Source organism: Bacillus sp. BML-BC051 (assembly GCF_019656175.1).
GTDB lineage: Bacteria > Bacillota > Bacilli > Bacillales > Bacillaceae_G > Bacillus_A > Bacillus_A mobilis.
Map to the genome: position 1 here is coordinate 1 of NZ_BPLI01000123.1, position 12,528 is coordinate 12,528.

Annotated in this window: 14 protein-coding genes and 2 pseudogenes; 12 read left to right on the forward strand and 4 right to left on the reverse strand. The window is 34.6% G+C overall.

Annotated features, from left to right (window positions below):
- Nucleotides 1-208 precede the first annotated feature (208 nt).
- Nucleotides 209-511 (reverse strand): hypothetical protein, encoded by a 303-nt coding sequence (locus K5S59_RS29280; RefSeq protein WP_000717614.1) that lies wholly within the window; start codon nt 509-511, stop codon nt 209-211.
- 155 nt (nt 512-666) lie between these two features.
- Complete coding sequence (locus K5S59_RS30770) at nt 667-864, reverse strand: hypothetical protein (RefSeq protein ID WP_002096482.1); 198 nt, start codon at nt 862-864, stop codon at nt 667-669.
- Between the two features lie 527 nt (nt 865-1,391).
- Between K5S59_RS30770 and K5S59_RS29285 the strand changes: the two genes are divergently transcribed.
- From K5S59_RS29285 to K5S59_RS29335, 11 genes are all read left to right on the forward strand, one after another.
- On the forward strand, nt 1,392-1,901 hold the full coding sequence (locus K5S59_RS29285; protein ID WP_098259130.1) for a DinB family protein: 510 nt from the start codon (nt 1,392-1,394) through the stop codon (nt 1,899-1,901).
- Between the two features lie 448 nt (nt 1,902-2,349).
- On the forward strand, nt 2,350-2,676 hold the full coding sequence (gene arsR / locus K5S59_RS29290; protein WP_162937141.1) for an arsenical resistance operon transcriptional regulator ArsR: 327 nt from the start codon (nt 2,350-2,352) through the stop codon (nt 2,674-2,676).
- A 60-nt stretch (nt 2,677-2,736) separates the two neighbouring features.
- Nucleotides 2,737-3,174 (forward strand): ArsI/CadI family heavy metal resistance metalloenzyme, encoded by a 438-nt coding sequence (locus K5S59_RS29295; RefSeq protein WP_098238168.1) that lies wholly within the window; start codon nt 2,737-2,739, stop codon nt 3,172-3,174.
- A gap of 18 nt (nt 3,175-3,192) precedes the next feature.
- A complete protein-coding gene (gene arsB / locus K5S59_RS29300; protein ID WP_120450474.1) occupies nt 3,193-4,233 on the forward strand; it encodes an ACR3 family arsenite efflux transporter in 1,041 nt (346 codons plus the stop codon).
- A gap of 26 nt (nt 4,234-4,259) precedes the next feature.
- Nucleotides 4,260-4,664, forward strand: coding sequence for an arsenate reductase (thioredoxin) (arsC, locus tag K5S59_RS29305; protein WP_000428366.1), 405 nt, complete (start codon nt 4,260-4,262; stop codon nt 4,662-4,664).
- Between the two features lie 305 nt (nt 4,665-4,969).
- Nucleotides 4,970-5,626 carry a uridine kinase family protein gene (locus K5S59_RS29310; protein ID WP_087984494.1) on the forward strand — a complete coding sequence of 219 codons (657 nt, stop codon included), beginning with the start codon at nt 4,970-4,972 and terminating at the stop codon, nt 5,624-5,626.
- 320 nt (nt 5,627-5,946) lie between these two features.
- Complete coding sequence (locus K5S59_RS29315; protein WP_120450472.1) at nt 5,947-6,930, forward strand: phosphotransferase enzyme family protein; 984 nt, start codon at nt 5,947-5,949, stop codon at nt 6,928-6,930.
- A 55-nt stretch (nt 6,931-6,985) separates the two neighbouring features.
- A complete protein-coding gene (locus K5S59_RS29320; protein WP_087984504.1) occupies nt 6,986-7,585 on the forward strand; it encodes a DJ-1/PfpI family protein in 600 nt (199 codons plus the stop codon).
- Nucleotides 7,586-7,885: 300 nt separating this feature from the next.
- Nucleotides 7,886-8,881: a CgeB family protein gene (locus K5S59_RS29325; RefSeq protein WP_120450470.1), complete on the forward strand. Its 996-nt coding sequence runs from the start codon at nt 7,886-7,888 to the stop codon at nt 8,879-8,881.
- A 167-nt stretch (nt 8,882-9,048) separates the two neighbouring features.
- Nucleotides 9,049-9,933 (forward strand): alpha/beta fold hydrolase, encoded by an 885-nt coding sequence (locus tag K5S59_RS29330; RefSeq protein ID WP_120450468.1) that lies wholly within the window; start codon nt 9,049-9,051, stop codon nt 9,931-9,933.
- Nucleotides 9,934-10,170: 237 nt separating this feature from the next.
- Nucleotides 10,171-10,446, forward strand: coding sequence for a hypothetical protein (locus K5S59_RS29335; protein WP_001176332.1), 276 nt, complete (start codon nt 10,171-10,173; stop codon nt 10,444-10,446).
- A 113-nt stretch (nt 10,447-10,559) separates the two neighbouring features.
- Here the strand turns inward: K5S59_RS29335 and plsY are convergent, their stop codons facing one another.
- Together plsY and K5S59_RS29345 are read right to left on the reverse strand one after the other, a co-directional pair.
- On the reverse strand, nt 10,560-11,192 hold the full coding sequence (gene plsY, locus K5S59_RS29340) for a glycerol-3-phosphate 1-O-acyltransferase PlsY (RefSeq protein WP_048543696.1): 633 nt from the start codon (nt 11,190-11,192) through the stop codon (nt 10,560-10,562).
- A gap of 119 nt (nt 11,193-11,311) precedes the next feature.
- Nucleotides 11,312-11,501: pseudogene (locus K5S59_RS29345) on the reverse strand (hotdog family protein); the annotation flags it as partial.
- Between the two features lie 147 nt (nt 11,502-11,648).
- Here K5S59_RS29345 and K5S59_RS29350 point away from each other — a divergent pair.
- Nucleotides 11,649-12,389 (forward strand): annotated as a pseudogene (locus tag K5S59_RS29350) (beta-ketoacyl-ACP synthase 3); the annotation flags it as partial.
- Nucleotides 12,390-12,528: the final 139 nt, after the last annotated feature.

Here is a 12,528-nt window from a genome sequence, read left to right on the forward strand (position 1 = left end):
TCGCACCATAATTCTCGTTATTGGAAGTAAAGTAAACCCCTCTTATTGGGGTACGAACACTGTTCTTGTTATAATTAATCTTTTTCAGAACGTCTATAATCCTCTTTTAAAAAATATATGTAAATATAATAAAAAACGAATGATTAATAGAAATATTCTACGCCACTCGTTTTTTATCGGACTTCTTTTTACTGTACTTTTATTTTCTTTATGAGTTATTAGAAAAATAATTGTCTATATAAGTCTTTATTTTTTCAAAATCCTTTTCCATAAATAAGATTGCTGGTACTTCAATTATTGGAAGATTATTTTCATTATCAAAAGGTGGACACGGTTTGGGAACTACCAAATAGTCAACTGAGTTTTTATCCCTAATATAATTAATTGAAACATCATAATACTTAGAAAAATATTCCTTCAAATCATCCTGATTCCTTAAAAATGGTAGAGAAAATATTGAACCATAATTTATACCAGCGTCGACAATTAATACAAAGCATATTTTTTTCATGATACACCCTCCTCGTATAATAAGTTTTAAGTTAATAACTGTTCCTTGAAAATTAAATAGTTTTTATCTTCAAGAGCTAGATCCAAAAAATGATGTATGGGTAAAATTTAGTCTTGGATACTGGGGGATTTCCCTACCTTATTCAAAGAAAGGCATTACATGCTATTCCGAATGCAATAAAACAAATAAAATACTAAGACAACAACAGTAATAATACTCGATGCTGTTTTGAAAGTTTTGTTTTCATACGTTTTATTTAACAAGAAGAAGAACAAAACGACCCAGACCCCGTTGGAAAAGAATGATGTTAGTGCATTGAAAACAACTCGAAACGCAAACATAGAGTCGTCCATTAGTTTTTCACCTCTCTTTTTCCTTATTATACCATTTATAAAAAGTGATGTATCGTGTTTTTATTGTATATTCTATACATGTGAGGTTAACATAACGTCCTATTATCGGTAGCAAGTTTTTCATAGAATCCTTGTTTTTACTAAATTTTTTGTCTCTATGTCTATCTATCACTTATATAAGATTTTATACATCATTGATTTAGCAGAGATTCTAGGGATCTTCGCTATTCTTTTTTGTATAAAAAGTAGTTAGACTAGTGTGTTTTACTCCGGTTCATTTCAAAATATAATTGAAAATTCATCTTTAAATTAAAAAAAGAAGGTGTTACCTTTATATATTAATAACTTCGAAATATTGTATAACAGATAATTTTTATTGTGCTAACGAATCAGGATAGTGTGGCGACCGACCAACTAAATAGTTGCTTCTCCTCAATTATTAGAAGGGAAGTTCTATCATTTCGCGAATTTATTAGACATAGACGAGCGCTATAATTTTCTATATGTACATAAAGAGGTGACTACGCATGAATCAAAGACCGTCAGAAGAAGAATACGCCGGGAACTCTGGCGAATATATCCGTTTGGTGCCGGACGGTAACATCATCGATATTCTGTTCGCCCAGGAAAAGCAAATGACCGAGCTCCTGGCATCGTTGACCGAAAGCCAGGCCACATATCGGTATGCGGAAGGAAAATGGACGCTGAAAGAAGTTGTGGGCCACATTGCAGATGCGGAACGTGTCATGACCTACCGCCTGCTCCGGTTCGCAAGAGGGGACCAGACGCCTCTGACTGGTTTCGATCAGGAATTGTTCATGCCTCCTTTTGGAAGCTGGACAACCGAGCAATTGGCCGAAGACTACCGGGCCGTACGGCAATCAACGATCACATTGCTGCGCGGGCTACCGGCGGAGGCGTGGACCCGCAAGGGCACAGCCAACGAACTAAGCATTACGGTGCGCGCCCTCGCGTACGGTATCGCAGGACACGAACTTCATCACATGGGGGTCATCCGAAATCGGTACTTGAGTTAATCGTCGGGTGAGGCCTTTGGAATGGAACTAACACCTCTCATACAACCTTAGATACCGTTCTTATTGGGGTCCCGCCCCACAACCATCAACTTAAGGATTTAGTCTATTTTTGAAATTAAAAGCACATTACTATTCTCTTATGTTAATGAGAAAGGGTGACGTGCTTTTTATGAATATGCACCAAAAACAAGAGTTATCTTTATTTGCCGAAGCGTTATATCGATTTTTTTCATTTGGGGGTATTTGTTTTTCTTAGCTTGATGGTGATGGGGCGCTACTCTAAAATGGTCAAATTAAAATTTAAAACAGTTATAGAGACTCCATTCCCCGGACATATTGTAACAAAGATAGGATGCGAGGAAGTTTTTCAAATAAATCAAAAAAACTTGATGAAGTAGTTGCATATAGAACTCATCTGCGTATATACTATAAATATCAAAAAAAGTTGATGAAGGGAGAGGGAACTACAGTGGCACAAGATTTTCAGCTCTATGAGAAAAAATTCAAAGCATTAGCGGATCAGAAGCGTTTAGAAATTATGTATGAACTTTGCCAGCGAGGCCAGACTTGTGTATGTGATTTAACAGAGATTTTTGAAATGACGCAATCTAAGTTATCCTATCATTTAAAGATTTTATTAGATGCAGGTTTAATTGTAAAAGAAACAAAAGGTACGTGGAGTTATTATGATTTAAATGATGCGGAAGTAAATAATTTATTATCAGAAGAATTGTGCTGTATCTTTAGAAAAACAGGAAAAGGTAGCTGTTGTTAAAATTTTGTACTATTGATCAAAAAAAATTGATTAATAACATGTAAAGAGGAGGAATAAGCTATGAGATATGTTCACATTGGTATAAATGTTACGGATTTAGAGAAGTCTATTGAATTTTACGAAAAGGTATTTGGTGTGTCACCAGTTAAGGTAAAAGTGGATTATGCAAAATTTTTATTAGAGACGCCAGGACTTAATTTCACGCTGAACGTACGAGATGAAGTGAACGGAAATCAGGTAAATCATTTCGGTTTCCAAGTGGATACAGCTGAAGAAATTACGTTACATAAAGAAAGATTAGAAAAAGAAGGTTTCTTTGCGCGTGATGAGATGGATACAACTTGTTGCTATGCGGTTCAAGATAAGTTTTGGGTAACAGATCCTGATGGGAACGAGTGGGAATTCTTTTATACGAAAGCACATAGTGATGTTCATAAAATAGAAGAGGCATCATGTTGCACGACTTCTAACGTAGTAGAAAAAAATTCTTGTTGTTAATAGGAGATGGAAAATAAAATGAAACGTTTATCTTTTCTAAATCGATATTTAACACTATGGATTTTTCTAGCTATGGCTGTTGGGATTGGTTTAGGGTTTGTGTTTCCTAGTGTAGTAGACGGACTAAATACATTACAAGTTGGAACAACGTCTATCCCGCTTGCTGTTGGTTTAATTGTCATGATGTATCCACCATTAGCAAAAGTTCGTTACGAGGAAATGGGCCGAGTATTTAAAGATGTAAAAGTATTGGTTTTATCTTTAGTACAAAACTGGATTATTGGACCTGTACTTATGTTTGTTTTAGCAATTATTTTTCTTCCTGATAAGCCAGAATACATGGTCGGACTCATTATGATTGGTTTAGCGCGCTGTATTGCAATGGTAATTGTTTGGAACGACCTTGCAGATGGGGATAAAGAGTATGCGGCAGGTTTAGTGGCTTTTAACTCAGTATTCCAAATGTTATTCTTCTCCGTTTATGCATACGTGTTTGTAACAGTCATTCCAGAATGGTTAGGGATTGAAGGGGCTATTGTCGATATTACAATGGGAGAAGTAGCGAAATCAGTATTTATCTATTTGGGAATTCCTTTTATAGCAGGTATGTTGACACGATTTGTACTCGTTAAGTTAAAAGGAAGACAGTGGTATGAAAAGGTGCTTATACCAAAGATTAGTCCACTTACATTACTTGCATTACTATTTACAATCATCGTTATGTTCTCTTTAAAAGGGGAAATGATTGTTAGCGTACCATTAGATGTAGTAAGAATAGCAATTCCATTACTCATTTATTTTATTGTAATGTTTTTTGTTTCTTTCTTTATGGGAAAAAAAATTGGTGCAAACTATTCGGTGACTACAACGTTAGCATTTACAGCAGGTAGTAATAACTTTGAGTTAGCAATTGCTGTAGCAGTTGGTGTGTTTGGTATTCATTCGGGCGCAGCATTTGCAGCTGTTATTGGGCCGTTAGTGGAAGTACCTGTAATGATTGCGCTTGTAAACGTCGCTTTTTGGTTTAAGCGAAAATATTTTAGTGATCAGCCAGTCTAAATTTAAAAACAAAGGCGGAAAACAACATGGAAAACAAAAAGACAATCTATTTCTTATGCACAGGAAATTCATGCCGAAGCCAAATGGCAGAAGCGTGGGGCAAACAATATGTAGGGGATAAGTGGAATGTATATTCTGCAGGTATTGAAGCACACGGAGTAAATCCAAATGCTATTAAAGCGATGAAAGAAGTAAATATCGACATAACAAACCAAACATCGGATATAATTGATGCAAACATTTTAAATAACGCTGACTTAGTCGTTACCCTTTGTAGTCATGCAGATTCTGTTTGTCCGTCGACACCTCCGCACGTAAATCGTGTTCACTGGGGATTCGATGATCCAGCAGGAAAAGAGTGGTCTGAATTTCAACGTGTTCGCGATGAAATTGGAGAACGTATAAAGCGATTTTCTGATACAGGGGAGTAAAGAAAGGAAAGAGCCAATCTTCTAACGTATAGGAGGTTGGCTCTTTTTTATTAGTCATGACTGCATTGGTTCGCATAAATTACCGAAAAATAGAGGATATTCTATTGGATTGATAAAGTTAGAAATGTATTTAATCATGTAGGTGTTCACAAATAATAAAGTCATTTAAAAGATCATAAAGTTGTTTAGAATTAGAGATGGTATGATGAATAATCACACTATCTTTTCTTTTTTATGTATAATTAAATAAAGGGATTTTTGGATATTAAAATAAAGGGTAGTATATTAACGCAAGGGGGAGAATGATGGATAAGTTGTTACAAGAAATCATAAATTGGTTAAAGATGAGAGATGAACAAATTGTTATCGGTATTTCAGGACATGGTGCAGCTGGAAAAACGACGTTTACTAATAGACTCGTAAAGCTACTAAATCAAAATGAAGTAAATTATATTAATACAGATCCTTACATTGTTAGTTCGGATATCCGCAAGCATGCAGTGATTCACTATACATATCAAAATGAAAATCATCGTTATAAAATGACAGCTTGTCATCCAGCGGCGCATCATTTGGCAGCTTTAGAAAGAGATATTCATATGGTTAGAGCTGGGCTAGATTTTTATACGATAGATACGCATTATATGAAAAGTAAGTTGATTTCTTCGGAAAATAAAGTAACGATTGTGGAAGGAATGAGCGCCGCATTTATTAATCCTGATTTATTTGATTTGAAAATTTATTTTTATACAGATGGCGAAACGGAACTAATGAGAAGATCAAGCCGGGATATAGCTGAAAGGGGAGCCGATATAAATTATTTAAGGCAGTCTCATGAAGAACGCCGGATTCAATATGAAGTATTTATGCATTCGTATAGTCAGCGTTTTGATATAATTATCAAAACTTCTGATGGAACAATATGTTTAGAAAAAAATACATTTGAGTTTTATAAAGTTTAAATGAAAATCCTCAATTTGTTAATTGCATTATGACGGTTAATTTTTCTTATTTAGTACTCGTATTAAACAAATGTATTATTTAATCAATAATACATTCACTATGAAATAACTAGATTTTTAAAAAGATTTAGTAGCCTTCTTTCATCTACATAGATAGAAGGCTACTGTAATTTTGGCGGCAAAATTATCCTACTGTATTATTACTCACAGTAGGATAGGATTCTCTATTTGAATACATTAGGTGTATCTTAAAAATTCTCACTTTAAAAGGTCTTTATTAGGAAGTACAAAAATGAATTTTTGTATGTAAGGAGAATAGGATGAAACAAATAATAAAAGACATATTAATAAACTACTTTAAAGAAATTCATTCACTAATAGTGGAAGAAGAACTACATAAAAACAGTTGGCATACAGATCTACACTATAAAATCATTGTAAATGGGAATCGGTATTCCGCGCGGTTTATAAATAGCGATCGAACAATCAATCCAGCCTTTGGAACGTTATCAAATGAACAATTGAAAGAGCAAGTACGGTTTACGTATTATTTACGAGAGCATGGAATTCCGTTTATGCAGATTCAGGAGAATATGGCGGGGGATTGCTTTTCATTACTCACTTGGAATGAGGAACAGTACCGGTTTGTATTGTCTACTTGGATGGAAGGGGAACATATTACTCATTGTACAGAAACGATAGCAGAAGTCTTTGGAAAGGAAGCAAGAAAGATACATGATATTTCTAGTACATTTCAAAGCCCAACTTTTCAAAAGAAATCTCATTTAGATGGATATGGTGAGTTTATAAAGCTGTTAGAAAATAAAGGTGGTACATGCAAGCAATTGCAGAGATATATGGATTTAGCTAAGTATCATATAGAATGTGCACATACGAGTGATTTGGAGTTTATTGTACAAACTGATTTAAATCCTTTAAATGTCATATGGAACTCCAATCAATGTGTAAAAGGGATTGTAGATTTTGAATCGATTGGATATGTTGATCGTATTGAGGGTTTAGCCTTTTTATTAAAGTGGTATTCTCGAACGGAAGGAATAGAGTCACATGTAGTATGTTCTAAAATTGCTAGAGCATTTTTAGAAGGTTATGGAGCTAATAACATTTTAACTTCAAATGAATATAAAAGACTTTCTTCATTGCTATGGTTATCAGGTAGTCTAAATTGGAATTTCGTTAAAAAGACGATAGGTCTATTAGGTGATGAGATTGCATTAGTAGAACATTTGAGAGTTTATAAAGGAAGAGGAGAAAGACTGTCGTCATTGTTAATTGGTAGATAACATTTATTATTCTAATTTTGGATGCGAAAAAGAAATCATATGAGGTGTTCAAAAAATGAAAATACAAATTGTATTGTTTGACGGTTTTGGAGAACTTGTCTCCTTTGCACCTTTTGAAGTACTGAAAAGAGCAATAGAAGAAGGGGCTCCATTTACGGTTGAACTCGTATCAAGTGAACCGAAACAAGAAGTTACTACTTCATTTGGAGTGACGGTGAATCTGCATGATTTTTTACGAATGGATAATCGCCCAGATTTGTTAATTGTACCTGGTGGTGGTTGGAATCATAAAGCTGAACATGGAGCGCGAAAGGAAGCTGAGCTTGGTACTTTGACTAAAATGATTAGAGAGATGTACAACGAAGGAACGATTGTTGCGGGAGTGTGTACTGGAGGTATGTTACTAGCTGCATCCGGTATATTGAATAATAAAAAGGCAACAATGCATCATTTGGCGCAGAGTGAAATTCGTACATATGGGGCAGAACTTCTTCCTTACAGAATTGTGGATCAAGGTGATGTTATTACTGCAAGAGGAGTTACTTCAGGAATTGATTTAGCTCTTTGGATTACGGAAAAGTTCGCAAGTCCTAAAATTGCAGCTGCTGTTGAGTATAGAATGGAATATGAGCGGCGAGGTATTGTTTGGAAATAATTTGATCTTAACCATGTTTTTTGCTGTAGAGTGTATTAGATATTGTAAAAGAGAAAGAGCCAACTCATACGAGCAGGCTCTTTTTTTACGTATTCATTTTCTATGTTTAATAATTGGGCTGAATATAACCTAATTTTATTCCTTTCGTGACAGCTTCCAAAATCTCGTTAGCCTGTAAAATGAGGGGAAGTGCAACATAATGGACATAAACGGTGCTTATACATGTAAAAGAAGATGTTATGAAAAATAAAGACTGCTAATTTTCGTGCACTTTGATTATGTAGAAATAGGGGAGATGACATGAAAGACAATACGCCTAAGAAAATTTTATTTATTCAATCAGGCATTCCTTTTTATTATCCAATGATCGAAGAAGCAATTTTGAATAGTTTACAAAAGGTAAACAGTAATACAATTATGGTAAACCCGGAACGAGCGATAGAAACCGCATTAAAAATGAAACCGGATTTTATTTTGGTACTCGGTGGTTTAAACGAGGGGATTATTAGTGTCATGCCAGTACTAAAGAGTGCTGGTTTTACTACTGGACTTTGGCTGACAGATGATCCGTATTATACGGATGTAACACAACATCTTGTGCCGTATTATGATTACATATTTACGCAAGAATTAAATTGTATCAAGTTTTATAGGGCGATAGGATGTAACAATGTATTTCATCTCCCGTTAGCAGCGAATCAAGAGGTATTTAAACCTTCTCTTAAAGAAGATACATATAAGTATGATCTTAGTTTTATAGGCACAGCTTTTGAAAATAGAATTAACTTTGTTGATTCTATTTCAGAGTATTTAGCAGAAAAAAATACAAAAATTGTGGGATTCGGTTGGGAGAAGTTAAAGAATTATGAGAGGCTAAAGGATAAAATACAACTATTGCCACTTGCGAAGTATGAAGATGCATTACAATTTTACGTATCAACTACAATCAATATAAATTTACACCGTTCACCAAATGATAAGGAATTGAATTGTAATGCTGCAAATATTCAAGCGTATTCAGTAAATAATAGGACGTTTGAAATTAATGCTGTAGGTTCTTTTCAATTAACTGATATACGACCAGATGTAGCAAAGCATTACATACCAGGCGTTGAAATAGAAACGTTTAATAGTGAAGCGGAGTTTATGCAAAAAGCAGAGTATTATTTGGAACATGTACAAGAAAGAAAACAAATAGCAAAAAATGGACTGGATAGAACTTTGAGAAATCACACATATGATAAACGTATAGTACAACTATTAAACTATATTCATTTCATAGGCGTGAAGATGTAGTCTAACCATTAACTGAAATGATAAGCGCTTAGTACTTTCTAACTTTCGTAGTCTATAAAGATCATTTACGAAAAAGGGATTTGGATAATTTTGTTGAATTTATTTATTATAAAAAAACAATTTTGCATGCAAACTAATTTATCTCTAACAATTAGAGGAGATTAAAAATGAATCACTTTTTTGTGGAATTTGGCGAATATGAAGCAAGTGTTTGTGAATGGGGAGATAAAAGTAATCCTCAAATCATTTGTTTTCATGGTCTAGGAAGTACAAAATTAAGTTTTATAGAAATAGCGGAACTTTTAAAAGATAAATTTCATATTGTATCGTTTGATCTACCTGGACATGGGAAAACACCAAGTTTCGGGAAGGATGAAGATTACGGTGCATCTCATTTAACAAATTGGGTAGTAGCATTACTTGAGCAAATAGGAAAAGAAACATTTCATATAGTAGCACATTCATGGGGAGCAAGCGTTGCGCTTCATTATGCAGCAGAATGTACAGAAAAAGTGAATAAAATGGTTTTGTTAGATGGTGGTTATCATCATGGTAAAATGAATGCAAATTATTTTGCAGAGCTATATAAAGATGCGAAAGAAGGAGAGTGTCCACCGCGGTCATTAGAAGAAGAAATCACCCATTACGAAAAAGATTTTGATGAATATATTTTTGACAGTAAAGAAGCATTCATCCAATCAGAAAAACTGGCTTACAGCAGGTGGTCACCATTAATAGAACGTGCGGTTTATGATTTAATGCGAGAAGAAGATAGTAAAGTGAAATGGCATGCTACTGGCGATACCGCTAGAGGTGTAATTAAGTTTCAATATATGGTGTATAAAACATTGAAACCGCATAAAATTAAAAGCGATATTTTATTGTTGTATTGCGATCTTCCTAATAATTATTTAGAAATAAGAGAATTGCAGATAGCAGAATTTAAGAAGCGTATTAATATTACGACTAAGCTTTACAAAAATACAGGGCATTTAATGCATTGGGATAGACCAGAAGAGATTGCTGAGGATGTTTTACATTGGTTCATATAAAGGAGGTCCGTTGTTCGAATTTGAGCAACGGATTTTCTTGATACGTTACCTGAAAAAGAAACAAGTATCTCTAAACTAGAGGAAAGTAAAAATAAAGAAAAGAGGTTGCCTAAAAGTAACTATTTAGCGACTTTTGGGACAACCTCTTCTTTCTGTTGTGGATTTTAAAGAAAATTTAGAATAAAATGAAAATATAGTCACCTACCTATTATTCACTAATGAAAAGAGGCTAGCGAAATGCAACTGAAGTATGGGAAGCACATTAATATATTATCTATTGTTCTAACTTTGTTCTCTTTTTCTGTAATTGTAAGTTTCTCTACCTGGTTGAGTGGATATTCAATTCCCAACCTTTCTACAATGCTTAAGGTAACAATGTTGAGTGCATTTATTCTTGGAATTATAGGGTTTAGACAAGAGAAAAGCGCACTAGCGATTATAATTATGGGAATATGTGCCTTTGCTCTAGTCGTTCTATATACTTATGCGGTTATAAGTTTTCTTGAGCATTAAACACCATAAAAAAGAAACTAACATTTTTGTTCGTTTCTTTTTTTGGGATGAATCGTTGCCGTACCTCTTAGACGGTTAACTAACCCCGATTTTTTTCCATTTTGACGACATGCTCAATGCCGCAGAAAAATAAGTTTATTTTCTGTTCCTGAAAGCAGCCTTTTTATATTTTCCATATGCCTGAAAATAACCATAAACGCCATTAGGAATGCAAATATGTAAAAATATAAGGTGTTCCCAAAAACAGGAATAAATGAAATGACCGCAACAAGCAATGTAGCACATATTGTACCTAAAGAGACATAACGGGTTAAAGCTACTATTATCACAAAAAAGCCAAGGCATAAAAGGGCCATAACCCAGTCAATCATAAACAGCACAGCCATTGCTGTAAGTGCTCCCTTGCCCCCTTTAAACCCAAAATATATCGGCCAGTTATGCCCTATAACCGCCCCTGCGCCTGCCGCTAAAAGGCTTACGCAATCTTTAGCCTCTCCCGAATAAAAGTAAACGCTAAGGAACAAGCCTATATAACAAGCAATTATCCCTTTTAATATATCTCCCGCAAGAACAAACACCGCAGCAGATTTCCCAAGTACTCTCAGAGTATTGGTAAGCCCGGCGCTTTTGCTTCCATGGCTTCTTATGTCCTTTCCGTATATTCTCCCTACAATCACCGCTGTATTAAGGCTGCCTAAAAGGTAGCCCAAAGCTAAGGCCGCAAAAATCTTTAAAATATCAATCATCACTCTTCTCCCTTTAAATTATTCTAAATTTCTTTTATTTCTCCATTAATGCAGGGTTTTAGCATTGTCCTTCTCCAGAAAACTTTTCAATAAACTCCTACTTTTTTTATCCATGTTAAAAGGGCATCTACAATAAGGATGCTAATAAAAACTGAATAATCAGAAAAAATCGGTAAAAAATACTTCATTAGTCACAATATTTTTGAGCCAAACTGCACGCTTTCCTTCTGCTACTTCAATGATCCAATCACTTAATAAAAGGGGGTAACGATGGGGAATAATTTCTTTAATTTGTTGAATATTGAACATGAATTTCTCTCCTTTATACCATAGATAGATATTTTAGTTAGTTTAATTTCCTAAAATTTCATGTTCGAATATCGACAGAATTTAGAACCTGGTACTATTATTTGATTGTATAACTAAGTGTAAAGATAGTAAAGGGGGGATAAATGTGTGCAATCAAAAGCACGAATTACAGCTATTGGTACCTATGTACCTGAAAAAAAGCTGACCAATGATGATTTAGAAAAACTAGTAGATACAAATGATGCATGGATTGTACAAAGAACTGGGATGAAGGAAAGAAGAATTGTTGGTGATAACGAATATGCCTCCACGTTAGCTTTTAATGCTATTGAAAACTTAGTGGAACGTTATCATAAAAGTCTTGTCGACGTGGATTGTATTCTCGTTTCAACAACTACGCCTGACTACACTTTTCTAAGTGTAGCCTGCCAAATACAAGAGCATTTTAATATTCAGCATACAGGCGCTGTTGATTTCAATGCGACTTGTGCTGGTTTTACATATGGATTACATCTGGCGAATGGTTTAATTACATTTGGTCTTCATCGCAAGATTTTAATTGTAACGACAGAAACCTTATCTAAGATTACAGACTATACAGATCGAACTACATGTATCTTATTTGGAGATGGAGCCGCAGCCGCAGCTGTTTTAGTAGAGAGAGATGAAGAAGTGTCTAGCTTTATAGCTACCCATATTGGGACAAATGGGGAAGGAGGTATGCATGTATATCGTAAAAATTTATCTACTACCATGTTTGGAAATCCTTTAAAAACACATGGGAAGATAGTTCAAAATGGAAGAGAAGTATATAAGTGGGCAGCACGGACAATACCAATTGGTATTAAAGAATTGTTACGTCAAGCAGATTTACAACTGGATGATTTGATGCAAAGTTATCGTGCAAGCAAGAGCATTACAGTTCTATTACCAATTCATTTTTTGATATAATGGATGCGTGGCAGAAAACAGATAGAAAGATACTGCTAGTAATTTATACTTAAATGTAGGGAGCTTGAACAGAGTT